Origin of the sequence: Streptomyces sp. NPDC087901 (assembly GCF_044742205.1) — a bacterium.
GTDB lineage: Bacteria > Actinomycetota > Actinomycetes > Streptomycetales > Streptomycetaceae > Streptomyces.
The window spans coordinates 949688-974420 of record NZ_JBIUUC010000001.1; the positions used below are offsets into that span (position 1 = coordinate 949688).

The window sequence follows — 24733 nt, forward strand, 5'->3', positions numbered from 1 at the left end:
CCTGACACCGGGGTAATCCGTGAAAAAGCTCTCCGCACGACGACGCCATCCGTTGGCGGCGGTCGTCGTACTACTCCTCGCGCTTGCGGCTACTGGGGGTCTGTACGCCGCGTTTGCGCCCGCGAGTAGGGCGCAGGCCGACGACACCGCCCAGTCCCTCGCCATCGACGAGGGCAAGAAGCTGTACTCCGTCGGTTGCGCCAGCTGCCACGGAACCGGCGGTCAGGGCACCACCGACGGGCCCCAGCTTGTCGGCGTGGGCTCCGCCGCCGTCGACTTCCAGGTCGGCACGGGCCGTATGCCGGCACAGCAGCCGGGCGCCCAGGTGCCGAAGAAGAAGGTCATCTACACCCAGGCCGAGATCGACCAGCTCGCGGCATACGTCGCGTCGCTCGGCGCCGGTCCGATCGTCCCGACCAAGAGCCAGGTCAGCCCTGAGGGTGCGGACGTGGCCAAGGGCGGCGACCTGTTCCGTACCAACTGCGCCCAGTGCCACAACTTCACCGGCGAGGGCGGTGCCCTGACGAAGGGCAAGTACGCCCCCAGCCTCGAAGGCGTGGACCCGAAGCACATCTACGAGGCCATGCAGACCGGCCCGCAGAGCATGCCTTCGTTCCCCGACTCGACGATGCCCGAGCAGCAGAAGAAGGACATCATCGCGTACATCCAGACAGTGAACAGCTCGGAGTCGGCGAGCCCTGGCGGCCTCAGCCTGGGCGGGCTCGGTCCGGTCAGCGAAGGCCTGTTCGCATGGATCTTCGGACTCGGCTCGCTGATCGCAGTTGCCATTTGGGTCGCGGCCCACACCGCTAAGGCCAAGAAGTCATGAGTAGCCAAGAGATTCCAGAAGAGAACCTGCCCGCAGAGCAGGTCCCCGCGCACGGCGCGGTAGAGGGTGCGGACGACCCGTTCGCCGACCCGGGGCTGCCGGCCCACAGGCCGCGCATCCAGGACATCGACGAACGGGCCGCCAACCGGTCCGAGCGCGCGGTCGCGTTCATGTTCACGCTGTCCATGCTGGCGACGGTCGGCTTCATCGCCTCCTACGTCATCTTCCCGGTCGACAAGATCGTTTTCATCTTCCCGTTCGGCCACGTGAGCGCGCTCAACTTCTCCCTGGGCCTGACCCTGGGCGTGGCGCTCTTCGCGATCGGCGCGGGCGCCGTCCACTGGGCGCGCACCCTGATGTCGGACGTGGAGGTCGCGGACGACCGCCATGCGATCGCGGCCGAGCCCGAGGTCAGGGCGAAGGTGCTCGCCGACTTCGCGGCAGGCGCCGAGGAGTCCGTACTCGGCCGGCGCAAGCTGATCCGGAACACCATGTTCGGCGCGCTGGCCCTGGTGCCGCTCGCGGGTGTGGTGCTGCTGCGCGACCTCGGTCCGCTGCCGGAGAAGAAGCTCCGCTCGACCCTGTGGGCCGAGGGCAAGCAGCTCATCAACATGAACACGATGGAGCCGCTTCGTCCCGAGGACGTCGTCGTCGGTTCGCTGACCTTCGCCATGCCCGAGGGCCTGGAGGAGGACGCGCACGACTTCCAGGTGCAGATCGCCAAGGCCGCGCTGATGATCATCCGCATCGAGCCGGACAACATCAAGGACAAGCGCGAGCGTGAGTGGGCCCACGAGGGAATCGTGGCCTTCTCGAAGATCTGTACCCACGTGGGCTGCCCGATCAGCCTGTACGAGCAGCAGACGCACCACGTGCTCTGCCCGTGCCACCAGTCCACCTTCGACCTCTCCGACGGCGCCCGCGTCATCTTCGGTCCGGCCGGTCACGCTCTTCCGCAGCTGCGGATCGGCGTGAACAGCGAGGGCAACCTCCAGGCGCTCGGTGACTTCGAAGAGCCCGTCGGTCCTGCATTCTGGGAGCGCGGATGAGTACTGCGACCGATACGAAGCGCAAGGCGCCCGCCGGTGAGCGGGTGGCCGACTGGGCGGACGGCCGGCTCGGGATCTTCTCCCTGGCCAAGTCCAACATGCGCAAGATCTTCCCGGACCACTGGTCCTTCATGCTCGGTGAGATCTGCCTCTACAGCTTCATCATCATCATCCTCACGGGTGTGTACCTGACGCTGTTCTTCCACCCGAGCATGAACGAGGTCGTGTACCACGGCCCGTACGAGCCCATGCAGGGCATCCGGATGTCCGAGGCCTACGCCTCGACGCTGGACATCAGCTTCGACGTCCGCGGTGGTCTGCTCGTCCGGCAGATCCACCACTGGGCCGCGCTGATCTTCCTGGCCGGCATGTTCGTGCACATGATGCGCGTCTTCTTCACGGGTGCGTTCCGCAAGCCGCGTGAGATCAACTGGCTGTTCGGCTTCCTGCTGTTCGTGCTCGGTATGTTCACCGGCTTCACCGGCTACTCGCTCCCGGACGACCTGCTGTCCGGTACGGGTGTCCGCTTCACCCAGGGCGCGATCCTGGCCACGCCGGTCGTCGGCACGTACATCTCGATGTTCCTGTTCGGCGGGGAGTTCCCCGGCGGCGACTTCGTCGCCCGGTTCTACTCGATCCACATCCTGCTGCTGCCGGGCATCATGCTCGGCTTGCTGGTGGCCCACCTGATCCTGGTCTTCTACCACAAGCACACGCAGTTCGCGGGTCCCGGACGGACCAACAAGAACGTCGTGGGCATGCCGCTGCTGCCGGTGTACATGGCGAAGGCCGGAGGCTTCTTCTTCCTGGTCTTCGGTGTCATCGCCGTCATCGCGGGCATCGCCTCGATCAACCCGATCTGGGCCATCGGCCCGTACCGCCCGGACCAGGTGTCCACCGGCGCCCAGCCCGACTGGTACATGGGCTTCGCCGAGGGTCTGATCCGAGTGATGCCCGGCTGGGAGATCAACCTCTGGGGCCACACGCTCGTCCTGGGTGTGTTCATCCCGCTGATGGCCTTCGGACTGGTGCTCGCGATCATCGCGGTCTACCCGTTCATCGAGTCCTGGATCACCGGGGACAAGCGCGAGCACCACATCCTGGACCGCCCGCGCAACGCCCCCACCCGTACGGCCTTCGGCGTCGCCTGGATCACCGAGTACATCATCGTCTTCATCGGCGGTGGCAACGACCTGTGGGCCACGCACTTCCACCTGTCGCTGAACGCCATCTCGTGGTTCGTCCGGATCTTCATCTTCGTGGGCCCGGTCATCGCGTTCATCGCGACCAGGCGGATCTGCCTCGGCCTTCAGCGCCGGGACAAGGAGAAGGTGCTGCACGGACGCGAGTCCGGTCTCATCAAGCGCCTGCCGCACGGTGAGTTCGTCGAGGTCCACGAGCCGCTCTCACCGGCGCAGCTGCACACGCTCACCGCGCACGAGCAGTACAAGCCGGTCGAGATCGGCCCGACGGTCGACGAGAACGGTGTCGAGCGCAAGGTGTCCGCGGTGCAGAAGCTGCGGGCCAGGCTCAGCAAGGCGCTTTACGGCGAGGACAACCAGATCGCCAAGCCCACCGCCGAGGAGTACAAGGAGATCACCAGCGGCCACGGCCACCACTGATCACCTGAACTGATCGCCACAGCAGGAGCCCCGTCCATCGCATGGACGGGGCTCTTCGCTGTCCCAGGGGCTCGATAGGGTGGTGTCGTTCCTTTTATCGGCTGTGGACCCAGGAGTGGACCATGAACGTTGTGACCCCGGTCGGCGGCGACAGCGTGGCGGCTCGTTCCTGGCCCGGCGTGCTGACCCCCCTGCTGCGCGGCCAGGACCTGACCGCCGACGACACCGCCTGGGCGATGGACCGCATCATGAGCGGCGAGGCGACCGACGTGCAGATCGCCGGCTTCGCGGTGGCGCTGCGCGCCAAGGGCGAGACCGTCACGGAGGTCTCCGGCCTGGTCCGCGCGATGTACGAGCACGCCACGACCATCCATGTACCCGGCCGTACGGTCGACATCGTGGGCACCGGCGGCGACATGGCCAAGACGGTCAACATCTCCACCATGTCGGCGATCGTCGTGGCGGGGACCGGTGCCAAGGTCGTCAAGCACGGCAACCGCGCCTCGTCGTCGGCCAGCGGTTCCTCCGACGTCCTGGGGAAGCTCGGCGTCAATCTGGAGCTGTCCCCGCAGCGTGTGGTGGAGGTGGCCGAGGAAGCGGGCATCACGTTCTGTTTCGCCGTGAAGTTCCACCCCGCCCTGAGGTATGCGGCCAAGGCCCGGGCGGAGCTCGGCGCACCGACCACCTTCAACATCCTCGGGCCGCTCACCAACCCGGCCAAGGTGCGCTCACAGGCGATCGGCGTCGCCGACCTGCGGATGGCACCCATCGTCGCGGGCGTCCTCGCCGAGCGCGGCAACTCCGCCCTGGTCTTCCGCGGCGACGACGGCCTGGACGAGCTGACCACCACCGCGACCTCCCGTGTCTGGGTCGCCAGGGGCGGCGTGGTGCGCGAGGAGGCCTTCGACCCGCGCGACGTCGGCATCGACCTGGTGCCGGTGGAGGCGCTGCGGGGCGCCGACGCCTCGTACAACGCCGATGTGGCCCGCCGGCTGATCGCCGGGGAGACGGGACCCGTACGGGACGCCGTCCTGCTCAACTCGGCGGCGGCGCTCGTCGCGCTGGACCCGGGGGAGGGCACGCTCACCGAGCAGCTCACCGCGGGGATGGCGAAGGCCGCCGAGTCCATCGACTCGGGCGCGGCAGGCCGGGCGCTGGAGAGATGGGTCGTGGCCAGCAACGCCTGAGGGGCCGGCGTACGGAGTGTGAGGCAGGGCGCAGTCCAGATCATGGACTGCGCCTTGCGCGTTCTCGCACGTATGGCAAGATGCTGCGCAGGTCATGAGTGACAGCGACTACGGCCCCGGCCCGCTGTCCGGCAACCCTCCGTCCGTGGCGGGGTGCCCCGGGTGAAGACCAGGCCGCAGGCAGCGAGGTCTGCGGCAAGCGCGGACCCCTCGACATCGTCAGATGTCCACCCGTGGGGTCCTGGTCCTCAGGGAGCCTCTTGTGAGCAAGCGAATGCGATAGGGCTTTTCGGCCCTCTTCCGCACACCCCTCTTTCTTCCTTCCGTGCTGCCGCGTATCCGCAGGCACGCGGAATTCGCCTGCCTGTTACGGGAGTTCGTCATGTCTGTCTTCACCGCTGCCACCGACCAGTCGATTTGTGCGCCGCTGCCGGTTCTGGGCAAGGATGTGACGGTTCCGCTGGTCACCGGCGGAGAGGTCACCTACGCCGCGCTGGACTACGCCGCCAGCGCTCCGGCCCTGCAGCGGGTGTGGGACGACGTGGCCGCGTACGCGCCGTACTACGGCAGCGTCCACCGCGGTGCCGGCTACCTCTCGCAGCTCTCCACGGACCTCTTCGAGAGCAGCCGCGAGACGGTCGCGGAGTTCCTCGGCTGCCGCGCCGACGACCAGGTGGTCTTCACCCGGTCCACCACCGACTCGCTCAACCTGCTCGCCGCCGCTCTGCCCGCCGACTGCCAGGTGTTCGTCTTCGAGACCGAGCACCACGCCTCGCTGCTGCCCTGGCGCGACGCCCGCGTGACGTACCTGAACGCCCCGCGCACCCCGGACGAGGCCGTCGAGACGCTGGAGCGGGCCCTCGCCGACCGCGACCCCTACGGCCCCGCGCTGGTCTGCGTCACCGGCGCCTCCAACGTCACCGGCGAGCTGTGGCCGGTCAAGGAGCTCGCCGCCGCCGCGCACGCCCACGGCGCCCGGATCGTGCTGGACGCCGCCCAGCTGGCCCCGCACCACCCCGTCGACATCGCCGAGCTGGACGTCGACTGGGTCGCCTTCTCCGGGCACAAGCTGTACGCACCGTTCGGCTCCGGGGTCCTCGCCGGCCGCTCCGACTGGCTGCGCGACGCCGAGCCCTACCTGGCCGGCGGCGGCGCCTCCCGCAAGGTCGCCCGGCGCACCGACGGCGGTGTCGACGTCGAATGGCACACCACCGCCGCCCGCCACGAGGCCGGCTCGCCCAACGTCATCGGCGTCTACTCCATCGCCTCCGCCTGCAAGGCGCTCACCGAGGCCGGGTTCGACAGCCTGGTCGCCCGCGAGCAGCAGCTCGTCTCCGCGGTCCGCGCCGGACTCGCCGAGGTCCCCGAAGTCAAGGTGCTCTCGCTGTTCGGCGACGACGCCCCGCGGGTCGGCGTCATCTCCTTCGTGGTGGAGGGCTGGAACAGCTCGCACTTCGCCGCGGCGCTCTCCGCCGAGTACGGCATCGGAGTGCGTGACGGACTGTTCTGCGCCCACCCCCTCGTGCGCACCCTGCTCGGCAGCGACCCGCAGGACGTCGGGGAGTGCGGCGCGCCGGAGGCGGAGCCGGGCCAGAAGTCCCTCAACGCGATCCGGGTCAGCTTCGGCGCCGGTACACCGGACGAGCACATCGAGCGCTTCCTGCAGGCGGTCAGGGAACTCGTGAGCGAGGGTGCCCAGTGGAAGTACCGCACCGAGGACGGCCGTTGCGTCCCGGACCGGGGCGCGGCCGCGCAGGTCTGAGACGAGACCCCCCTCAGCACTTTCGGCCGGGTACGGACAGCTGTCCGTACCCGGCCGAAAGTGCTGAGAGTCCTAAGCGTCCAGACCGATGGCGAAGGCCGCCTCCAGGTCGTGCTGCGAGTACGTGCGGAACGCCACGTGGGTGTCGGTTCCCTCGACACCGGGGATCTTGCTGATCCGGCCGGGGATGACATCGGCGAGGTCGTCGTGCTTGGACACCCGGACCATGGCGATCAGGTCGTACGTACCGGTGACCGAGAAGACCTCGCTGACGCTGTCCAGCGAGGCGATGGCCTCGGCGATCTCAGGAATCCGGTCCACGCTGGTCTTGATGAGTACGATCGCGGTGATCACGGCTGGCTTTCTCCCTCGGTGGCCGTGGCTGGAGACTTCACTCTAGAGCCTTGCGTCCGGATCATGCCGGGCCCGCGGGGCCCGGCACGCACGTGAGCGGCGTTGTCGTCGGTCGCCCGTGCTCCGCAGTGACTCCCTCCTCCGCCCTGCAGCTGCGCGCGCCGCACCACGCTCCTCTATCCCGCCTGATCCGGACGCAAGGCTCCGGCCCCGCGCCGGAAGCGCCCCCAGGCGTAGAGAAAGCCGGTGGCGAAGCCGACCACATGGGCGAGGTAGGCCACGCCGGGCCCGCTGCCCGCGCCCTCGGCCGCCAGCCACTGCAGGACGAACCAGAAGACCAGCACGATCCACGCGGGGAAGCGCAGCGGCAGGAACAGCAGGAACGGGAACAGACTGGTGACCCGGGCGCGGGGGAAGAGGTAGAGGAAGGCCCCCAGGACCGCCGAGATCGCCCCCGACGCGCCGACGAGCGTCTGGTCGGAGGTGGAGTGCGCGGCCGCGTAGGCGAGCAGGGCGAGGTAGCCGCAGCCGAGGTAGAAGAACGCGAATTCGGTGTGGCCCATGCGCTCCTCGGCCATGGCTCCGAACACGTACAGGAACAGCATGTTGCCGAGCAGATGCAGCCAGCTGCCGTGGACGAACAGTGCGGTGAGCGGGGTGAGGACGGAGTGCGCCGAGCCGTCCCACAGTTCGCTCGGGATGACGCCCCAGCGCTCGAAGTACCCGGCCTGGGCGGCGAGCAGGGCGTCCGCGGTGCCGTAGACCGGGTTGAACCCCGAGAGCGGGCTGATCACGAAGACCACACAGCACAGGGCGATGAGGGCGTACGTCACCGGCGGTCCGCCCGAGGTGGCCGCCCGCAGGATTCTGCCGGCCGCAGCCCGCCGATCGATCATGAACAGAGCATGACGCAAGCGGAGGGAACGGGACAGACCGCCTCGCCGTGCCGCGGGGAAGCGTCGAGGCCGTAGGGTTACGAGAGGACATCCGCAGTTCGACGGCGCACCGCGAGATCCTTGTCCGGCAGCTCACGGCTCGACGAAAGAGGACGCAACGATGACGACGGTTCCCCAGCCGACCGACGGGACCCGCTGGCGCTGCACGCTCTGCGGAAACCTGACGAGGTTCGACGTGACGCGTTCGTCCAAGGTCGTCGAATACGTCCACCTCGACCTGGCCGGTGAGTCCAGCGTCGAGGAACGCGAGGTGGTCAGTGAGACCATCGAGTCGGTGCGCTGTCGTTGGTGCAACGCGGTGGACCAGATCGAACTAGTCGACAGGCCGGGTGCCGACTCCTGACGGGGCCGCGCGGACATAAAAAATGAGGTGACGGATGGTGGAGCAGCCCGCTGGCGGCGCCACGTCGGCCGACGCGGCCGACGACGCCGTGGAGGCGCTCGACCGCCCGCTGCCCGAAGGTGTGCGGCGTCGGGTCGTCGCGCTCGTCGCGGACGCGTTCGGCGGTCTCACGGTCACCGAACTGCCGCCCCAGCTCCGACAGTACGCCCGCTTCACGCCGACCCGGCGTGCCAAGTTCGCGGGGAACGCGATGGCGGCCGCGCTGGAGGGCGACGCGCCCTTCCGCCGTCGCATCGGTGAACGGCTGAAGGAGACCCAGCCGGAGCTGGCCGCCGCGCTGGTGGCGGGGTCTCCGCCTGCCGCCGCGGATCCCGTCGACGTGGCCGCCGCGGCCTACGTGCTGCGCCCGGCCGGCTGGGTCAAGCTGATCGCCGCCGCCGGCGAGGAGGCCGAGCGGGCCGGCGCCGAGCGGGCCGACGAGGAGATCCGGCTCGAACTGGAGCGGCTGCGCGAGGAACTCACCCGGGCGCGGGCCCAGACGAAGAGCGAGACCGAGCGGCTCCGCGCCGAACTGGACGCTGCCCGCAAGGAGGCCGACGCGCTCCAGCGCAAGCTGCGCAGCGCGGCCAACGAGGTCAAGCGCGGTGAGGCTGCGCTGCGCCGGGGCAAGGCCGAGAGTGACGCCCTGCGGGCCGAGACGGCCGCCCAGGTGTCCGCGGCCGAGAGTGAGACCCGGAGGCTGCGGACGAGGCTCAGCGAGGCGGAGGCGTCCGTCGAGGCGGGCCGCCGGGCCGCCAGGGAAGGGCGCTCGGTCGAGGACATGCGGCTGCGGCTGCTGCTCGACACGGTGCTCGAAGCGGCCGGCGGGCTGCGGCGCGAACTGGCACTGCCGCCCTCCTCGATGCGTCCCGCGGACAGCGTGGACGCGGTCGAGCCCGGACGGATGTCGCCCAAGGACATCGCCGCCAGGGCCCTTTCGGAGACCGATCCGGCGCTGCTCGACCAACTGCTCGCACTGCCGCAGGCCCACCTGATCGTGGACGGCTACAACGTCACCAAGACCGGCTATCCGCAGATGCCGCTGGAGAAGCAGCGGCTGCGGCTGCTGGGCGGTCTGTCGGTGCTCGCGGCCCAGACGGGCGCCGAGATGACCTGTGTCTTCGACGGGGCCGAGCTGGCCGCTCCGGTGCTGCTCGCGCCGCCGCGCGGGGTACGGGTGCTGTTCAGCAAGCCGGGTGTCACGGCGGACGAGGTCATCCGTCAACTGGCGCGTGCCGAACCGCCCGGGCGGCCCGTCGTGGTGGTCTCCACCGACCGCGAGGTGGCCGACGGGGTGGCGAAGGCGGGAGCAAGGCCCGTTGCGTCCCTCTTGCTCCTGAAGCGGCTTTCGCGCGTCTAGCGCGTCTTGATGCGACTTGCCGGAAATCAGGGAACGGACCGTCAAGTCGCCGCTACACCCTGTGTGATGTGAGTAAAGAAGTACCTCCTGTGACGAGATTTTGCCTGTGAGGATTTGAACTGATCACAAGATGGTCACTAAGGTCGGGCCTCGAACCTTCGCACGGTTGATCACCCATCCGGGGTGGCAGTGAAGGAACCGCCGAGGCCGTGACGTGCACGGAGCTGGGGGAGTTCATCTCCCCCGGAGCCCGGTAGGCGGCTCGAGGAAGAAGGAGCTCGCCTTCGTGGGGTCCCACCGTCGTCCCAAGCAACCGAGCCGCGCCCGCGTGACCGTGCTCACCGTGACCGCTGCCGCGGCCGTGGCCTTGACCTCCCAGGCGGCCCACGCCGACCCGAAGCCGACCAAGAGCGAGGTCAAGGAGAAGGTCGACAAGCTCTACGAAGAGGCGGAGAAGGCCACCGAGCAGCACAGTCTGGCCAAGGAGAAGCAGGACAAGCTCCAGAAGCAGATCGATGCGATCCAGGACAAGGTCGCCCGCGGTCAGCAGGAGCTCAACAACCTCCGCACCGGCCTCGGTTCCCTCGCCGCCGCGCAGTACCGCTCCGGAGGCATCGACCCCTCCGTGCAGCTCTTCCTCGCCTCGGACCCGGACAGCTTCCTGGACCAGGCCTCCGCACTCGACCAGTTGACGGCCAAGCAGGCCGAGTCGCTGGCGAAGATCCAGGAGAAGCAGCGGTCCCTCGCGCAGGAGCGCAAGGAGGCCCAGGACAAGCTGAGCGACCTCGCGGACGTCCGCAAGACGCTCGATGAGAAGAAGAAGAAGCAGCAGGCCAAGCTCACCGAGGCGCGTCAGCTGCTCAACACCCTCACGCAGGCCGAGCGCGACAAGATGCGCGCGGACGACCAGCGCGCCAGCCGTGCCGCCAGCGACCGGGTCGACCTCGGCAACGAGGCCCCCGCCTCGGGTCTGGGCGCCGCAGCGCTCCAGGCCGCCACGAGCCGGATCGGGATGCCGTATTCCCCCGGCCAGACCGGCCCCGGCTCCTTCGACTGCTCGGGCCTGACCATGTGGGCCTACGCCCAGGCCGGTGCCAACATCACCCGCACCACGTTCACCCAGATCAACCAGGGCACGCGGATCGGGATGAGCCAGCTGAAGCCGGGCGACCTGGTCTTCTTCAACGGCAACCAGCACGTGGGCCTCTACGCGGGCAACAACACCGTGCTGCACGCCCCGCGCTCGGGGACGTTCGTCCGCTACGAGTCGATGAGCACCATCGGCAGCTTCTACGGCGCGGTGCGCATCTGACCACGCCCGAACGGGCGAATTCCCGCGCCCCGTACTGACAGCCGCCCCGCCGGAGACCCACAGGTCACCGGCGGGGCGTCACTGTGTGTGCCTCCCGTCCGGCCGGCGCGGCCTTTGTCCGCTCCGTGATCACGCGACTACTGTCTGCCTGCTGTGCAGCTCCCGTGCATCGGTCCGCCCGCCCCGGGTGGCAGGGGCTGCGCACGTCTGCGTACAGCGGAAGGGAGTGCGGCGTCCTGTGGTGTCCCATCGCCGTTCCACACAGCCCGGCATGAGCCGGAGCGTCCGGGTGACCGTGATGTCCGCTGCGGCGGCGACCGCCGCGGCGGCGCTCGGCGGGGCCACCGCGAACGCCGAGCCGCAGGACACCCCGCAGAGCGCGGGGGCCCGGGTCGACCGCCTCCTCACCGAGGCCGAGCAGGCGACCGAGCACTACAACGAGGCCGGCGAGAACGTCGGACGGCTGCGCGGCGAGGTGAGCCGGGCCCAGGACCGGGCGGCCCGGGGCCAGGAGCGCATCAACCGGATGCGTACGGAGATCGGTTCGGCGGCCCGCGAGCAGTACCGCTCCGGAGGCATCGATCCCTCGCTCACGCTGCTGCTCTCCTCCGACCCCGACAGCTATCTCGACCGGGCCGCCACCCTGGACCGGGTGAACGACCGCCGCGCCACCGCTCTGGCCGGGCTCCACAAGGCTCAGCAGGCGCTCGCCCAGACCCGTGCGGAGGCCGCCCGTGCGCTCGCCGGTCTGGAGCGCAACCGTGCGGCCGTCAGCCGCCACAAACGCACCGTCGAGCGCAAGCTCCGCCAGGCCAGGGCGCTGCTGAAGGAGCTGCCCGGCAGCGAGCGGGACGCCTTCGGGCGGGCCTCGCGGACCGGCCGTGACGACGGGGCCGCCGGGCCGGTGGCCGGTCTGTCCGCGGGTTCGGCGCGGGCGGCCGCCGCGGTCATGGCCGTCCAGCGGGCGCTGGGCCTCCCGTACGTCTGGGGCGCGAACGGACCCTCCGGATTCGACTGTTCCGGGCTGATGCAGTGGGCGTACGCCCAGGCCGGGGTGAGCCTGCCGCGGACCTCGCAGGCCCAGCGGTACGCCGGCCGCATGGTGCCGCTCGAAGAGGCCCGCCCCGGGGATCTCGTCGCCTACCGCGCGGACGCCAGCCACATCGGGATGTACGTGGGTAACGGCCAGGTGATCCACGCCCCGTACCCGGGAGCCCCGGTCCGCTACGACCCCGTCGGGATGATGCCCGTCTCCTCGGTCACCCGGGTCTGACCCCAGGAGCTGATCCGCCGGAGACCCGGGTCCGACCTCGCGGGCTCGGGCTGATCCGCCGGAGCCCCGGGTCTGACCTCAGGAGCTGATCCGCCGGAGACCCGGGGACAGCCCTTACCCTCGGTCATGTGGCTGATCAAGGGCGTACCGCGGGGCGGGCACGCGGCGGACGACGGCGTGCGACGGGCGCCGTGCTCGCCGCGCTGCTGTGCGCGGCCGGCTGCGCGGCCCCGGCCGGCAAGGCCCCCGACACCACCGCCCGCGACATCCGCGTCACGCTGGACCGCCGCGCCGCCGCCGTGCTGCACCATGACGAGGACGCCTACGTCGCCGTCGTGGACCCGGACGCCACCGCGCTGCGGGGCACACAGCGCAAGGAGTTCGGCCACCTCGCGGACGTACCGCTCGCCACCTGGACCTACCGGGTGACGGACCTCGCCGCGCACGGGGCCGGCCGGGCCACCGCCGATGTGCGGCTCGGCTACCGGATCGAGGGCTACGACAGCGCGCCGGTCCACGTCGACCGGGTGCTAGACCTGGAGCGGGACCCGGACGACGGCCGCTGGTACCTCACCGCCGACCGGGCCGCCGACGGCGGGGGCAGGCAGCTCTGGGAGCAGGGCGACGTCGAGGTGGTGCGCGGCACCTACAGCCTGGTGCTGGGGGTCGGCCGGACCCGGGACGAGCTGAAGGAGATCGCCGCCACCGAGGACCGGGCGGTGCCCGACGTCTCCGCCGCCTGGCCGGAGCACTGGGCGGGGCGCGTGGTGGTGCTGGTTCCCGGCACCGTGACGGACATGGCGGAGCTGCTCGGATCGCCCGCCGCGAACTACCGGGGCATAGCGGCCGTGACGACCGGCGAGACCGGCGGCTCGGGGAAGGCGCCGGCCGACCGGGTGATCGTCAACCCGGAGGCGTACGCCATGCTCGGTGCCTTCGGGCAGCGCGTCGTCCTCACCCACGAGACCACCCACGTGGCCACCCGCACCGACACCTCCGCCGCCACCCCGGCCTGGCTCTCCGAGGGCTTCGCGGACTGGGCCGCCTACCGGGCTCAGGAACGCACCGCTGCCGAGGTCGCGCCCGAACTGGCCGAAGCCGTCCGCGCCGGCGACGTGCCCGCCGCACTGCCCACGGACGAGGACTTCGGCTTCGCCGGCGACGCGGACCGGCTGGCGAGGGCGTACGAGGGCGGCTGGCTGGCCTGCGAGCTCATCGCCGACCGCTGGGGCGAGGCGAAGCTGTTCGCCTTCTACGGGGCCGTCGGGGGCCACTCGGGGCGGGACGGGGCGGTGGAGCAGGCTCTGCACGAGGTGCTCGGCACGACACCGCAGGACTTCACGGCGCGCTGGCGCGCGTATCTGGAGAGCCGGCTCGGCTGAGCGGAGGCGCGGCGGATCCTCCGTCTCCCGCCGCCGGTACGTCATCGGTCGAAGCCCCGTCCGAGGACGGGCCGGGCACCGTGTCCCGCCACAGCCGCGCACACGCGAGCAGGGACGCCGCGACCAGCAGCCCGTTGCGCAGGAACATCAGGGTCAGGCCCGTCGCGTCGCTGGTCACCACGTGGATGAAGCCGAGCGGGAACTCCAGCTGCGTGACGCCCGTCGCCACCAGCACCAGTGCGGCCGGCCAGGCCATCCGACTCTCCCGGAAGACCAGGCACACCGCGGCCAGACCGACCAGCCACAGCATGTACTGGGGGCTGATCACCCGGCTCGTGGTGGTGAACAGCAGCACCGCGGTGAACGCCGCGTCCGCCGTCGTACTCACCCCGAACGTGCGCGCCCGCAGCCGCCACACCAGCAGCCAGCCGAACGCGGCCACGCTCAGCCCCAGGGCGAGAGTGCTCACCAGCGGCACGTGCGGCCCCAGGAACTCCAGCGAGCCGTAGTGCAGCTCCACCCGGCCCTGCCAGCCGAACTGCCGCGCCACATGGAAGACCAGCGCCCCCAGCGACTCGACCTCGGTGCCCCGGTCCCGCTGGAAGCCCAGGAACGCCAGCGCACCGGGCGCCGCCGCGGTGCACAGCACCAGCAGCCCGAGCGCCACTCCGGCCGCCGTCGTCCACGCAAGGCGGGTACGGCGACCGCGGGCCGTACCGGCGAGCAGCAGCACCGGCCACACCTTCAGCAGCGCCCCGAACGCCGCGAGCGCCCCCAGCACCCGCGGATGCCGGACCCCCGCGAGCAGGGCCGCCACCGCGACGGCCGTGACCATCACGTCGTACCGGGCGTACGCGGTCGTACCGAGCAGCGGCACCCCGGCCACCCACACCCAGGCCCCGGCGGTCCGCCGGGCGGCGCTCCGGCCCGCGTACAGCAGCAGGCCCAGCACCAGCGCGTCGCACAGGAAGGCCAGGACGAAGAAGGCCGAGGCGTAGTCCAGGAAGGGCAGCAGGGCGGGGGAGAGGATCGAGAGCGCCGCCACCGGCGGGTACTGCCAGGTCACGTCGGACTGCGGGTAGCTGCCCGACCTCAGCACGTCGTACCAGCCGTGGTAGATCACCGACACGTCGCTCGTCACGTCCGGGCCCGGCAGCGTGATCACCTTCACGACGCAGAGCAGGAGCAGGGATCTGGTGAGCGCCCACACCGCGAAAGCTGCCGGCCGTGAGCCGCTCGAACCCGTCATGACCCGCCCTTGCCCGTTCCGCCAGTGAGTACGACAGGCCATCATGCCCCGCCCGTCTGTGCGGGAGCCATCAGGCACAGCCGCCCGGTACTGTCGGCGGCGATGGACAAGACCTTGATCGTGACCAATGACTTCCCGCCCCGCCCCGGTGGCATCCAGGCGTTCCTGCACAACATGGCGCTGCGCCTGGACCCGGAACAGGTCGTCGTCTACGCCTCCACCTGGAAGCGCGGCGCCGAGGGCGCGGCAGCCACCGCCGCCTTCGACGCCGAGCAGCCCTTCACCGTGGTCCGCGACCGTACGACGATGCTGCTGCCGACCCCGCGGGTGACCCGGCGCGCCACCGAACTGCTGCGCAGCCACGGCTGTTCGTCCGTCTGGTTCGGGGCCGCCGCCCCGCTCGGCCTGATGGCACCGGCGCTGCGCCGGGCCGGCGCCCGCCGGCTGGTCGCCACCACCCACGGGCACGAGGCCGGATGGGCCCAGCTGCCCGCCTCCCGTCAGCTGCTGCGGAGGATCGGCGAGGGCACGGACACGATCACCTACCTCGGCGAGTACACCCGCTCCCGGATCGCCGCCGCGCTCACCCCGGCGGCCGCGGGCCGCATGGTCCGGCTCCCGCCCGGCGTCGACGAGAAGACCTTCCACCCGGACTCCGGCGGCGACCGTGTCAGGGCCCGGCTCGGGCTCACCGACCGGCCGGTCGTCGTCTGCGTGTCCCGGCTGGTGCCCCGCAAGGGCCAGGACACCCTGATCCTCGCGATGCCGGCGATCCTGGCCGAGGTGCCCGACGCGGTCCTGCTGATCGTCGGCGGCGGGCCGTACGCCGGGGAACTGAGGAAGCTGGCAGCGGAGACCGGGGTGCAGGACTCGGTGCGGTTCACCGGTCCGGTGCCGTGGGAGGAACTGCCCGCGCACTACGGGGCAGGCGACGTGTTCGCGATGCCGTGCCGCACCCGGCGCGGCGGCCTCGACGTGGAGGGCCTCGGCATCGTCTACCTGGAAGCGTCCGCGACCGGGCTGCCGGTGGTGGCGGGCGACTCGGGCGGAGCCCCGGACGCCGTGCTCGACGGCGAGACCGGGTGGGTGGTGCGCGGCGGCTCGGCCGAGGAGTCGGCGGAGCGGATCGTCGCACTGCTCGGCGATGCGGAGCTGCGGCAGCGGATGGGGGAGCGGGGCCGGGCCTGGGTCGAGGAGAAGTGGCGCTGGGACCTGCTGGCGGAGAAGCTCAGGGAACTGCTCTGAGCGCTGCTCCGAGCGCCGAAGGGGCCCGCACCGGACGTGGTGCGGGCCCCTTCGTACGCGTCACACGGATCAGGCGCGGTAGATCGACTCGACCTCGTCGGCGAAGTCCTTCGCCACCACGTTCCGCTTCAGCTTCAGCGACGGCGTGATGTGGCCCGCCTCCTCGGTGAACTGGGCGGCCAGGATGCGGAACTTGCGTACCGACTCGGCCTTGGACACCGCGGCGTTGCCGTCGTCGATCGCGCGCTGCACCTCGGCCAGCAGCTCCGGGTCCTCGCGCAGCGACAGGGCGGTCGAGCCGACGGGCTTGCCGTGCTCCTCGGCCCAGTGGCCCAGGAACTCCTCGTCCAGCGTCACCAGCGCGCCCACGAACGGGCGGCCGTCGCCGACGACCATGCACTCCGCCACCAGGGCGTGCCCGCGGATGCGGTCCTCGATGACGGCGGGAGCGACGTTCTTGCCGCCGGCCGTGACGATGATCTCCTTCTTGCGGCCGGTGATCGCGAGGTAGCCGTCCTCGTCGAGGGTGCCGATGTCACCGGTGTGGAACCAGCCGTCGGCCAGTGCCTCGGCCGTCGCCGCCTCGTTGTTCCAGTAGCCGGCGAACAGGTGCTCGCCGTGCAGCAGCACCTCGCCGTCGTCGGCGATGCGCACGACGGAGCCGGGCAACGGCTGGCCGACCGTACCGATCTTCTGCCGGTCCCACGGGTTGAAGGCCGTGGCCGCACACGTCTCGGTCAGGCCGTAGCCCTCCAGGACGGTGAAGCCGATCCCGCGGTAGAAGTGGCCGAGCCGCTCGCCGAGCGGCGCGCCGCCGGAGATCGCGTACTCGCCGCGTCCGCCGAGCACGGCCCGAAGCTTGCTGTAGACCAGCCGGTCGAAGACCTTGTGCTTGAACTTCAGGCCCACGGACGGACCCTGCGGCGTGCCCAGCGCGCGGCTGTAGGCGATCGCCGTGTTCGCCGCCTTGTCGAAGATCTTGCCCTTGCCGTCGGCCTGCGCCTTGGCACGGGCCGAGTTGTAGACCTTCTCGAAGACCCGCGGCACCCCGAGGATCAGGGTCGGCCGGAACGCGGCCAGCTCGTCGGTGAGGTTCTTGATGTCCGGTACGCAGCCGAGCTTGATCGGTGCCATCACGGAGGCGACCTCGACCAGCCGGCCGAAGACGTGCGCGGCGGGCAGGAAGAGCAGCACGGAGCACTCGCCGGTACGGAACAGCGGCTTCAGCCGCTCCACCACGTTGCCGCACTCCGCGAAGAAGCTGCGGTGCGTCAGCACACAGCCCTTGGGGCGGCCGGTGGTGCCCGAGGTGTAGACGATGGTGGCCGGATCGTCGGCCTTCGCGCTCGTGCTGCGCAGATCCACGGTCTCCTCGGAGACCTCCGCACCCGACGCCGTCAGCGCGTCGACCGCGCCCTTGTCGATCTGCCACACATGGCGCAGTTCCGGCAGCCGGTCGCGTACCGAGGCCACGGCCTCCGCGTGGGCGTCGCTCTCCACCAGGACCGCGACCGCGCCCGAGTCGCCGAGGATCCACTGGACCTGCTCGGGTGAGCTGGTCTCGTACACCGGCACGGTGACGGCGCCCGCGCTCCAGATCGCGAAGTCCAGCTGCACCCACTCGTAGCGGGTGCGGGACATCAGGGCGACCCGGTCGCCGGGCTCGACACCGGCGGCGATCAGCCCCTTGGCGGCCGCTCTGACCTCGGCCAGGAACTGGGTGGCGGTGACGTCCGTCCAGACGCCCGCAACTTTGCGGCTCATCACCGCGACATCGGCATGCTGAGCGGCATTGCGGCGGATGAGATCCGTCAGGTTGCCGTCCGAGGGGACCTCGTACAGGGCCGGAAGGCTGAACTCGCGCAAGACTGCTGCTCCTCATCGGGCTCCGGTGCCACGGCTCTGTGTGACGCACCGGCTGCGGTCCAAGATCGGGGGTGCTCAGTGGGGTGAGCACGACTGGACTGCCCGGACGTTACCCACCGGTACTCGGTTCCGGATAGGGGGTTCAGGCCAGATGTCTTATGCGTCACACATATCGGTGGTCCTCATCGGCACAGTAGTGCACCTCGTTCGACGCCCGGAGGTAACCGCAGGTCCGGCCGCCCCTACCCACGCGGGCGCCGGAGTCCTAGGGTGATCGTCATGCGAGCAGGACCGAACACCCGGGATGCCTCCGCCGGAAGGCGCACCCGCGTCCACGTGGTCAGCGACGTGCACGGGAACACCGAGGCGCTGGCCCGCGCCGGTGACGGGGCCGACGCCCTCATCTGCCTGGGTGACCTGGTGCTCTTCCTCGACTACGCGGACCACTCACGCGGCATCTTCCCCGACCTCTTCGGTGTCGAGAACGCCGACCGGATCGTCGCCCTGCGCACCGAACGCCGTTTCGAGGAGGCGCGGGACTTCGGCCGGCAGCTGTGGGCGGGGACGGACCGCAACGCCGCGATCGTCTCCGCCGTCCGCAAGCAGTACGCCGAGATGTTCGCCGCGCTGCCCACCCCTACGTACGCCACCTACGGCAACGTCGATATCCCCGGCCTGTGGCCCGAGTACGCGGGCCCCGGCACCACCGTCCTGGACGGCGACCGGATCGAGATCGGCGGCCGCGTCTTCGGCTTCGTCGGCGGCGGCCTGCAGACCCCGATGCGCACCCCGTACGAGATCAGCGACGAGGAGTACGCGGCCAAGATCGAGGCGGTCGGCCCGGTCGACGTGCTCTGCACACACATCCCGCCCGAGGTCCCGGAGCTGACGTACGACACCGTGGCGCGCCGCTTCGAGCGCGGCAGCCGGGCGCTGCTCGACGCCATCCGCCGCACCCGCCCCCGCTACTCCGTGTTCGGCCACGTCCACCAGCCGCTGGCCCGCCGGATGCGGATCGGCACCACCGAGTGCGTGAACGTCGGCCACTTCGCCTCGACCGGCCGGCCCTGGGCGCTGGAGTGGTGACCGGGTCCGGCCGCGCATCGCGGCAGGCCCTGGGACGAGGCGCCGTGCTCACGCGATAGCCTTCTGGCGGCAGGCCTCTGCCGACCGACCGGTACACCGCACTGGAGGGCCACAGCGATGGCTGAACACACCAGCTCGAGCATCACGATCGAGGCGGCACCGGCCGACGTCATGGGTGTGATCGCCGACTTCGACCGCTATCCGGAATGGACCGGCGAGGTCAAGGAGGCCGAGGTGCTCGGCACCGACGACCGCGGCCGTGCCGAGAAGGTCCGCCTCGTCCTGGACGCCGGCGCGATCAAGGACGACCACACCCTCGCGTACACCTGGATCGGCGACTACGAGGTCAGCTGGACCCTGGTCAAGTCTCAGATGCTGCGCGCCATCGACGGCTCCTACGCCCTCGCGCCGCTCGGCGACGGCGGCCGCACCGAGGTCACCTACCGGCTGACCGTCGACGTCAAGATCCCGATGCTCGGCATGATCAAGCGCAAGGCCGAGAAGGTCATCATCGACCGCGCCCTGGCCGGTCTCAAGAAGCGTGTCGAGTCCGTCCCGAAGGCCTGATCCGGTGCGTACGGTCCTGGTCACCGGCCTCGGCGGCGCCGGCCGTACCACCGTCTCGGCGGCCACCGCGCTGGCCGGCGCCCGCGGCGGCCACCGCACCCTGCTGATCTCCGCCGATGCCATACCCGGCTTCCCGACGGACACCGAACCCACGCAGGTGACCGACGCGCTGTGGTCCGTCCGGATCGACTCCGGCGCGCACTTCCGCAGCGAACTCCTCACCCTCCAGGACCAGTTGTCCGGCGTGCTCGATCTGCTCGGCGGCAACCGTATGGACGGCGAGGAACTCACCGAACTTCCCGGCAGCGCCGAACTCGCCCTGCTGCACTGCCTGCGCCGCGCCGCACAGGGCGACTGGGCCCGCGCCGGCTACGACCTCCTCGTCGTCGACCTGCCGCCGCTGCGCGAAGCCCTGGCCGTGCTGGCCCTGCCCGAACAGCTGCGCCGCTATCTGCGCCGGCTGCTGCCCCAGGAACGCCAGGCCGCCCGCGCCCTGCGCCCGATGCTCGCGCAGCTCGCCGGTGTGCCCATGCCCGCACAGCGGCTGTACGAGGCCGCCGCACGGCGCGACGCCGAGCTGGCCGGGGTCCAGGCGCTGATCGAGGACCGCGCGACCACGCTCCGGCTGGTCGCCGAACCGGGTGCTGCCGCCGAGGACGCTCTGCGCGCCGCGCGTACCGGGCTCGCCCTGCACGGGCTGCGGGTCGACGCGCTGGTGGCCAACCGAGTGCTGCCGCGGCACTCGTCCGACCCCTGGTTCGCCGCGCTCGCCGCCCAGCAGGAGAAGTGCCTCGACCACTGGCACGAGGAGCGTCCCGCCGAGGCCCTGCCGCTGCGGTTGCCCCACCTCGGCCGCGACCCGCAGGGCCCCGGCGACCTCACCGGTCTCGTGGACGACGAGCCCGCCCTGATCCCGGACGGCCGGGACGGCGGCCGCGCCGACGACCCCTGGTGGATCGAGGAGGCCGGAGCCCCCGAGGGGCCGGACGGCGCCGACGGCATACTCGTCTGGTGCCTGCGCCTTCCCGGCGCGGTCAAGAAGGACCTCCAGCTCGTCCGCCGCGGCAGTGAGCTGCTCCTCACCGTCGGCCCCTTCCACCGCATCGTGCCCCTGGAGTCCGCGCTGCGCCGCTGCACCGTCTCGGGCGCGGCCCTCACGGACGGGGTGCTGAGGGTCCGCTTCACGCCGGACCCCGCCCTGTGGCCGAGGACGAGCTGAACGGCGTACCACCGTTCGGGTAACGTCGTCTGTAGGCGTCCCGGATGCCGGGCCGCCGGACAACCACGTCGCAGGAGTCCGCCATGAGCGAAGCCACCGATCGTCCCGCCGACGACGACGCGTGGGCACAGGCCTGCGCCGAGGACCTCGCCGCCGAGAAGGCCCGCCGCCGCGCCGAGTACGGCCCGCCGCCCGGCTCCGCCGCCGAGGAGCTGCGCAAGCTGGTCGACGCCGTGGCCGACAAGCTCGGGTCCCTCCCGACGCCGCTGTTCGGCGTGGCGGCGCAGGGGGCCGTGCAGCAGGTCATCAAGCAGGCGAAGTCCGCCGTCGAGCCCGTCATCGAACGCAATCCGGACGTTTTCGATCACATCGCGGCGGCGGGAAGCGAACTGCTCGCCGCGTACCGCTCTGCGGTCGAGGGCCAGGAACGCCGCTGGACCCAGGGTGCCGGAGACCCCGCAGGCACGGAAACGAAGGCGGAAGACCCCACTGACCCCCGTGATGAGGGGCCCGGCACCGGCGAACACATCGACCTGGACTGACCGGCACCGACGGGACGGGGCCCGGCCTCGGGTACGGTTGCCTCAGCGGGGCTCGACCGAAACTGAGGGATTCATGGGACTCACCATCGGCGTCGATATCGGCGGCACGAAGATCGCAGCAGGAGTGGTGGACGAAGAGGGCCACATCCTCTCGACCTTCAAGGTGTCGACCCCGCCGACGGCTGAAGGCATCGTGGACGCCATCGCGGCGGCGGTGTCCGGGGCGAGCGAGGGGCACCCGGTCGAAGCGGTCGGCATCGGCGCGGCCGGATACGTCGACGACAAGCGTGCCACGGTGCTGTTCGCGCCGAACATCAACTGGCGGCACGAGCCGCTGAAGGACAAGGTCGAGCAGCGCGTCGGCCTCCCCGTGGTCGTCGAGAACGACGCCAACGCGGCTGCCTGGGGCGAATACCGCTTCGGTGCCGGCCAGGGCCACGAGGACGTCATCTGCATCACGCTGGGCACGGGCCTCGGCGGCGGCATCATCATCGGCAACAAGCTGCGCCGCGGACGCTTCGGCGTGGCCGCCGAGTTCGGCCACATCCGGGTCGTCCCGGACGGGCTGCTCTGCGGCTGCGGCAGCCAGGGCTGCTGGGAGCAGTACGCCTCCGGCCGCGCCCTCGTGCGGTACGCGAAGCAGCGCGCCAACGCCACCCCCGAGAACGCCACGATCCTGCTGGCGCTCGGTGACGGCACGGTCGAGGGCATCGAGGGCAAGCACATCAGCGAGGCCGCCCGGCAGGGCTGCCCGGTGGCCGTCGACTCGTTCCGCGAGCTGGCCCGCTGGGCCGGCGCCGGACTGGCCGACCTCGCCTCGCTCTTCGACCCGTCCGCCTTCATCGTCGGCGGCGGCGTCTCGGACGAGGGTGAACTGGTCCTCGACCCGATCCGCAAGTCCTTCCGGCGCTGGCTGATCGGCGGCGAGTGGCGCCCGCACGCCCAGGTGCTCGCGGCCCAACTGGGCGGCAAGGCCGGTCTTGTGGGCGCGGCGGACCTGGCCCGGCAGGGCTGATCCGGCCCGGCACCACGGATATGACGGACGCCCGTCGCGCCCCTCCCGGGGAGCGGCGGGCGTTCGCCGTATCGTGAACCGCATGGCCATGATGTCGCTGCCCGACTCCCGTACCGAGCAGGACGGCTCGGCAGTCGTCAGGGTGCTCAGCTACAACATCCGGTCGATGCGCGACGACTGCGCGGCGCTGGCCCGTGTCATCCAGGCCTGCGCACCCGACCTGGTTCTCGTCCAGGAGGCGCCGCGCTTCTTCCGCTGGCGCAAGCGCGCCGCCCGGCTCGCCGCCCGCAGTGGTCTGGTCGTCCTCGGCGGCGGCGCCACCGCGGCCGGTCCGCTGCTGCTCTGCTCGCTGCGCGCCACGGTGGAGCGCACCGAGGACATCCTTCTGCCGCTCACCCCGGGACTGCACCGCAGGGGCTTCGCCACCGCCGTGGTCCGGATCGCGGGCACCCGGATCGGGGTGCTGAGCTGTCATCTGAGCCTTGACCGCTCGGAGCGCCGCGCCCAGGCGGAGCGGCTGCTGGAGACAGTGGACGCGATGGGCGTGGACCACGTGGTGGTGGCCGGTGACCTCAACGACGTACCGGGCGGGCAGGCTTTCCGGCTGCTCGCCGGGCGGTTCCAGGACTGCTGGGCCGTACGGCCCCGAGGCGGCGAGCACACCTTCCCGACGCACGACCCGCACAAGCGGCTCGACGCCGTCTTCGCGACCGACGGCATCGAGGTGCTCGGCTGCGGGGTCCCGGTCGGACTGCCCGGTATCGCCGGCGCCGACCTGCTGGCGGCGACCGACCACCTGCCGGTGCTGGCCGCACTCAGGGTGCCCGCAGCGACCTAGCACCTCTCGTGCGGACCGGGCCGGGCATGACATGCCGGACCTGCGGGCACGGGCACGGGCACGCCAGGTCATGGCTCGGTCCGCGGGCACGGCATGTCATGGTCCGGCCTGATCCGAACGGAAGGCCGTAACAGCGCGCGAGATCAGACCACCGCGCCGCGGCCGGGGTCGTCACCGTCCTCGTCGTCATGCTCCATCCGCGCCACCAGCGTCACGAAACCGCCCAGGAAGCCGCCGACGCCGACCGTGGTCAGCCACCAGGTCATCTCCCACTGGAGCAGCACCGCCAGCAGCAGGAGGATGGGGCCGCCGACCACCGCGAGCCAGGCGAACTTCGCCGTGACGTCGGCCTCCGGCAGCGGTGGCGGCTCCGGCGGCACGAAGTGCCCCTCGCCGCTGTCGTCGTCGATGTCGCCATCGGCGGGCTTCGCCGGCTCGTAGTCACGCGGGCCGCCGACTCCCGGGGCGAAGACCACCGAGCTGCCGAGCGGCTTCTCCGGCGGCTTGGGCGGCCGCTTGTCGATGCCCTTGTCCGGGTCCAGAGCGGTCAGCGGGCCGTCCTCCGGAAGCGCGAGGTCCTCGATGGACCGGAAGGGCCGGGCACCCGGCGGGTCCGGCGGCTCCTCCCCGTACCCCTCGATGATCGCCTTCCAGACGGCGTCCTCGTCGACCGGGCGTTCGCCCTCCGCCCCCGTGGGCGCGGACGGGGCCTCCGGCGCCGGAGCGCCGCCGCCCTCGTCGGGCACGGCCGTCCCCCCGGCGGGGAGCGGCTCGCGCTCCTCCTCGCTGCCTGTGCGCTCCGCGTCGTGCTCAGCCACCGGACCTGCTTCCCTTCGTTCCGACGCTCGGAGCGAGGCGGCCGATGAACGAGTAGCTCTCGTCGAAGATCCGCTCCGCATCGTGGTCCAACGTCGCGACGTGGTAGCTCTGTTCCAGCAGGATCTCCTCGACATCCGTCGAGGACACCCGGCTCAGGATCCGGGCGGTGTCGGCGGGCGGCACCACATGGTCCTGCGGGCTGTGCAGCAGCAGGATCGGCTGGGTCACCTGGGGAAGCTCGGCGTCGACCAGCCGGAAGAACTTCCGCACCGAGTGCGCCGCATGCAGCGGCACCCTGTCGTAGCCCACCTCGTGGGAGCCCTCCAGCGCGATGTCGCTCGCCAGCCCCTTCGTCGTCCGCACCAGGTGACGGGCGACCGGCAGCGCGTACGCCGACAGGCCGTGCACCTTGTTGGCCGGGTTGACCAGCACGAGACCCCGGACGGCGTCTCCGTGCTTCGCCGCGAGCCGCAGCGACAGCGCGCCGCCCATGGAGAGACCGAACACGAAGACCTGCTCGCACCGCTCCAGCAGCTCCCGCAGCGCCCGGTCCACCTCCGCGTACCAGTCCTGCCAGCCGGTCACCTGCATGTCTTCCCAGCGGGTGCCGTGCCCGGGCAGCAGCGGCAGCGAGACCGTGAGCCCGCGCTCCGCCAGATAGTCGGCCCAGGGGCGCAGTGACTGCGGGGAGCCGGTGAATCCGTGACAGAGAAGGACGCCGACCTCTCCGCCCTCGTGGCGGAACGGCTCGGCTCCAGGAAGGACCGGCACCGGGGTCTCCTGTTCGTGAGGCTCGAAGGGGAGCGAAAGGGGGGAGTG

23 protein-coding genes and 1 riboswitch are annotated in these 24733 nt (G+C 71.1%); of the genes, 17 read left to right on the forward strand and 6 right to left on the reverse strand.

Annotation, left to right across the window (positions count from 1 at the left end):
• The first annotated feature begins 19 nt into the window (after window positions 1-19).
• The 5 genes from ACIOEW_RS04210 (at window position 20) to ACIOEW_RS04230 (ending at window position 6449) form a co-directional block, all read left to right on the forward strand.
• Window positions 20-829 carry a c-type cytochrome gene (locus ACIOEW_RS04210; protein WP_362555771.1) on the forward strand — a complete coding sequence of 270 codons (810 nt, stop codon included), beginning with the start codon at window positions 20-22 and terminating at the stop codon, window positions 827-829.
• Window positions 826-1878, forward strand: coding sequence for a Rieske 2Fe-2S domain-containing protein (locus tag ACIOEW_RS04215; RefSeq protein ID WP_362555773.1), 1053 nt, complete (start codon window positions 826-828; stop codon window positions 1876-1878). Before ACIOEW_RS04210 ends, ACIOEW_RS04215 begins: the two co-directional genes overlap by 4 nt.
• Entirely contained in the window at window positions 1875-3500 is a 1626-nt protein-coding gene (locus ACIOEW_RS04220; RefSeq protein WP_362555774.1) for a ubiquinol-cytochrome c reductase cytochrome b subunit, read from the forward strand. The genes ACIOEW_RS04215 and ACIOEW_RS04220 overlap by 4 nt, the downstream gene beginning before the upstream one ends.
• 122 nt (window positions 3501-3622) lie before the next feature.
• Complete coding sequence (trpD, locus tag ACIOEW_RS04225) at window positions 3623-4687, forward strand: anthranilate phosphoribosyltransferase (RefSeq protein ID WP_362555776.1); 1065 nt, start codon at window positions 3623-3625, stop codon at window positions 4685-4687.
• 90 nt (window positions 4688-4777) lie between these two features.
• Window positions 4778-4895: riboswitch (SAM riboswitch) on the forward strand.
• Between the two features lie 174 nt (window positions 4896-5069).
• Window positions 5070-6449, forward strand: coding sequence for an aminotransferase class V-fold PLP-dependent enzyme (locus tag ACIOEW_RS04230; protein ID WP_362555778.1), 1380 nt, complete (start codon window positions 5070-5072; stop codon window positions 6447-6449).
• 72 nt (window positions 6450-6521) lie between these two features.
• Here the strand turns inward: ACIOEW_RS04230 and ACIOEW_RS04235 are convergent, their stop codons facing one another.
• Together ACIOEW_RS04235 and ACIOEW_RS04240 are read right to left on the reverse strand one after the other, a co-directional pair.
• Window positions 6522-6803 (reverse strand): Lrp/AsnC ligand binding domain-containing protein, encoded by a 282-nt coding sequence (locus tag ACIOEW_RS04235; RefSeq protein WP_362555088.1) that lies wholly within the window; start codon window positions 6801-6803, stop codon window positions 6522-6524.
• Between the two features lie 176 nt (window positions 6804-6979).
• Window positions 6980-7699 (reverse strand): rhomboid family intramembrane serine protease, encoded by a 720-nt coding sequence (locus ACIOEW_RS04240; RefSeq protein WP_362555090.1) that lies wholly within the window; start codon window positions 7697-7699, stop codon window positions 6980-6982.
• 160 nt (window positions 7700-7859) lie between these two features.
• Between ACIOEW_RS04240 and ACIOEW_RS04245 the strand changes: the two genes are divergently transcribed.
• The 5 genes from ACIOEW_RS04245 to ACIOEW_RS04265 all read left to right on the forward strand — a co-directional run bounded on the left by ACIOEW_RS04245 (window position 7860) and on the right by ACIOEW_RS04265 (window position 13468).
• A complete protein-coding gene (locus tag ACIOEW_RS04245) occupies window positions 7860-8102 on the forward strand; it encodes a hypothetical protein (RefSeq protein WP_014156692.1) in 243 nt (80 codons plus the stop codon).
• A 37-nt stretch (window positions 8103-8139) separates the two neighbouring features.
• Entirely contained in the window at window positions 8140-9501 is a 1362-nt protein-coding gene (locus ACIOEW_RS04250; protein ID WP_401961548.1) for an NYN domain-containing protein, read from the forward strand.
• 286 nt (window positions 9502-9787) lie between these two features.
• The gene (locus ACIOEW_RS04255; protein ID WP_362555094.1) at window positions 9788-10813 is read left to right on the forward strand and encodes an NlpC/P60 family protein; all 1026 of its coding nucleotides are present in this window, start codon (window positions 9788-9790) and stop codon (window positions 10811-10813) included.
• A 238-nt stretch (window positions 10814-11051) separates the two neighbouring features.
• Window positions 11052-12086 carry an NlpC/P60 family protein gene (locus ACIOEW_RS04260; RefSeq protein ID WP_401961135.1) on the forward strand — a complete coding sequence of 345 codons (1035 nt, stop codon included), beginning with the start codon at window positions 11052-11054 and terminating at the stop codon, window positions 12084-12086.
• Between the two features lie 128 nt (window positions 12087-12214).
• Entirely contained in the window at window positions 12215-13468 is a 1254-nt protein-coding gene (locus tag ACIOEW_RS04265) for a hypothetical protein (protein WP_401961137.1), read from the forward strand.
• Here the strand turns inward: ACIOEW_RS04265 and ACIOEW_RS04270 are convergent.
• On the reverse strand, window positions 13425-14717 hold the full coding sequence (locus ACIOEW_RS04270) for a glycosyltransferase 87 family protein (RefSeq protein ID WP_401961138.1): 1293 nt from the start codon (window positions 14715-14717) through the stop codon (window positions 13425-13427). The genes ACIOEW_RS04265 and ACIOEW_RS04270 overlap by 44 nt on opposite strands.
• A gap of 102 nt (window positions 14718-14819) precedes the next feature.
• Between ACIOEW_RS04270 and ACIOEW_RS04275 the strand changes: the two genes are divergently transcribed.
• The gene (locus ACIOEW_RS04275) at window positions 14820-15962 is read left to right on the forward strand and encodes a glycosyltransferase family 4 protein (protein WP_362555102.1); all 1143 of its coding nucleotides are present in this window, start codon (window positions 14820-14822) and stop codon (window positions 15960-15962) included.
• 69 nt (window positions 15963-16031) lie between these two features.
• On the opposite strand, the gene ACIOEW_RS04280 is transcribed toward ACIOEW_RS04275, so the two are convergent.
• Window positions 16032-17828, reverse strand: coding sequence for an AMP-dependent synthetase/ligase (locus ACIOEW_RS04280; RefSeq protein WP_401961140.1), 1797 nt, complete (start codon window positions 17826-17828; stop codon window positions 16032-16034).
• Between the two features lie 279 nt (window positions 17829-18107).
• Between ACIOEW_RS04280 and ACIOEW_RS04285 the strand changes: the two genes are divergently transcribed.
• From ACIOEW_RS04285 to ACIOEW_RS04310, 6 genes are all read left to right on the forward strand, one after another.
• A complete protein-coding gene (locus tag ACIOEW_RS04285; RefSeq protein WP_362555106.1) occupies window positions 18108-18914 on the forward strand; it encodes a metallophosphoesterase in 807 nt (268 codons plus the stop codon).
• Window positions 18915-19031: 117 nt separating this feature from the next.
• The gene (locus ACIOEW_RS04290) at window positions 19032-19481 is read left to right on the forward strand and encodes an SRPBCC family protein (RefSeq protein WP_362555107.1); all 450 of its coding nucleotides are present in this window, start codon (window positions 19032-19034) and stop codon (window positions 19479-19481) included.
• Window positions 19482-19485: 4 nt separating this feature from the next.
• Complete coding sequence (locus tag ACIOEW_RS04295; protein ID WP_401961141.1) at window positions 19486-20700, forward strand: ArsA family ATPase; 1215 nt, start codon at window positions 19486-19488, stop codon at window positions 20698-20700.
• An 83-nt stretch (window positions 20701-20783) separates the two neighbouring features.
• Window positions 20784-21242 (forward strand): DUF5304 domain-containing protein, encoded by a 459-nt coding sequence (locus ACIOEW_RS04300; RefSeq protein ID WP_362555111.1) that lies wholly within the window; start codon window positions 20784-20786, stop codon window positions 21240-21242.
• 73 nt (window positions 21243-21315) lie between these two features.
• Window positions 21316-22257, forward strand: a complete 942-nt coding sequence (locus tag ACIOEW_RS04305) for an ROK family glucokinase (RefSeq protein ID WP_350998474.1) — start codon at window positions 21316-21318, stop codon at window positions 22255-22257.
• An 82-nt stretch (window positions 22258-22339) separates the two neighbouring features.
• Entirely contained in the window at window positions 22340-23095 is a 756-nt protein-coding gene (locus tag ACIOEW_RS04310; protein WP_362555113.1) for an endonuclease/exonuclease/phosphatase family protein, read from the forward strand.
• 143 nt (window positions 23096-23238) lie between these two features.
• Here the strand turns inward: ACIOEW_RS04310 and ACIOEW_RS04315 are convergent, their stop codons facing one another.
• Window positions 23239-23913 carry a hypothetical protein gene (locus tag ACIOEW_RS04315; RefSeq protein ID WP_401961143.1) on the reverse strand — a complete coding sequence of 225 codons (675 nt, stop codon included), beginning with the start codon at window positions 23911-23913 and terminating at the stop codon, window positions 23239-23241.
• On the reverse strand, window positions 23906-24685 hold the full coding sequence (locus ACIOEW_RS04320) for an alpha/beta fold hydrolase (RefSeq protein WP_362555117.1): 780 nt from the start codon (window positions 24683-24685) through the stop codon (window positions 23906-23908). The genes ACIOEW_RS04315 and ACIOEW_RS04320 overlap by 8 nt, the downstream gene beginning before the upstream one ends.
• Between the last annotated feature and the right edge of the window lie 48 nt (window positions 24686-24733).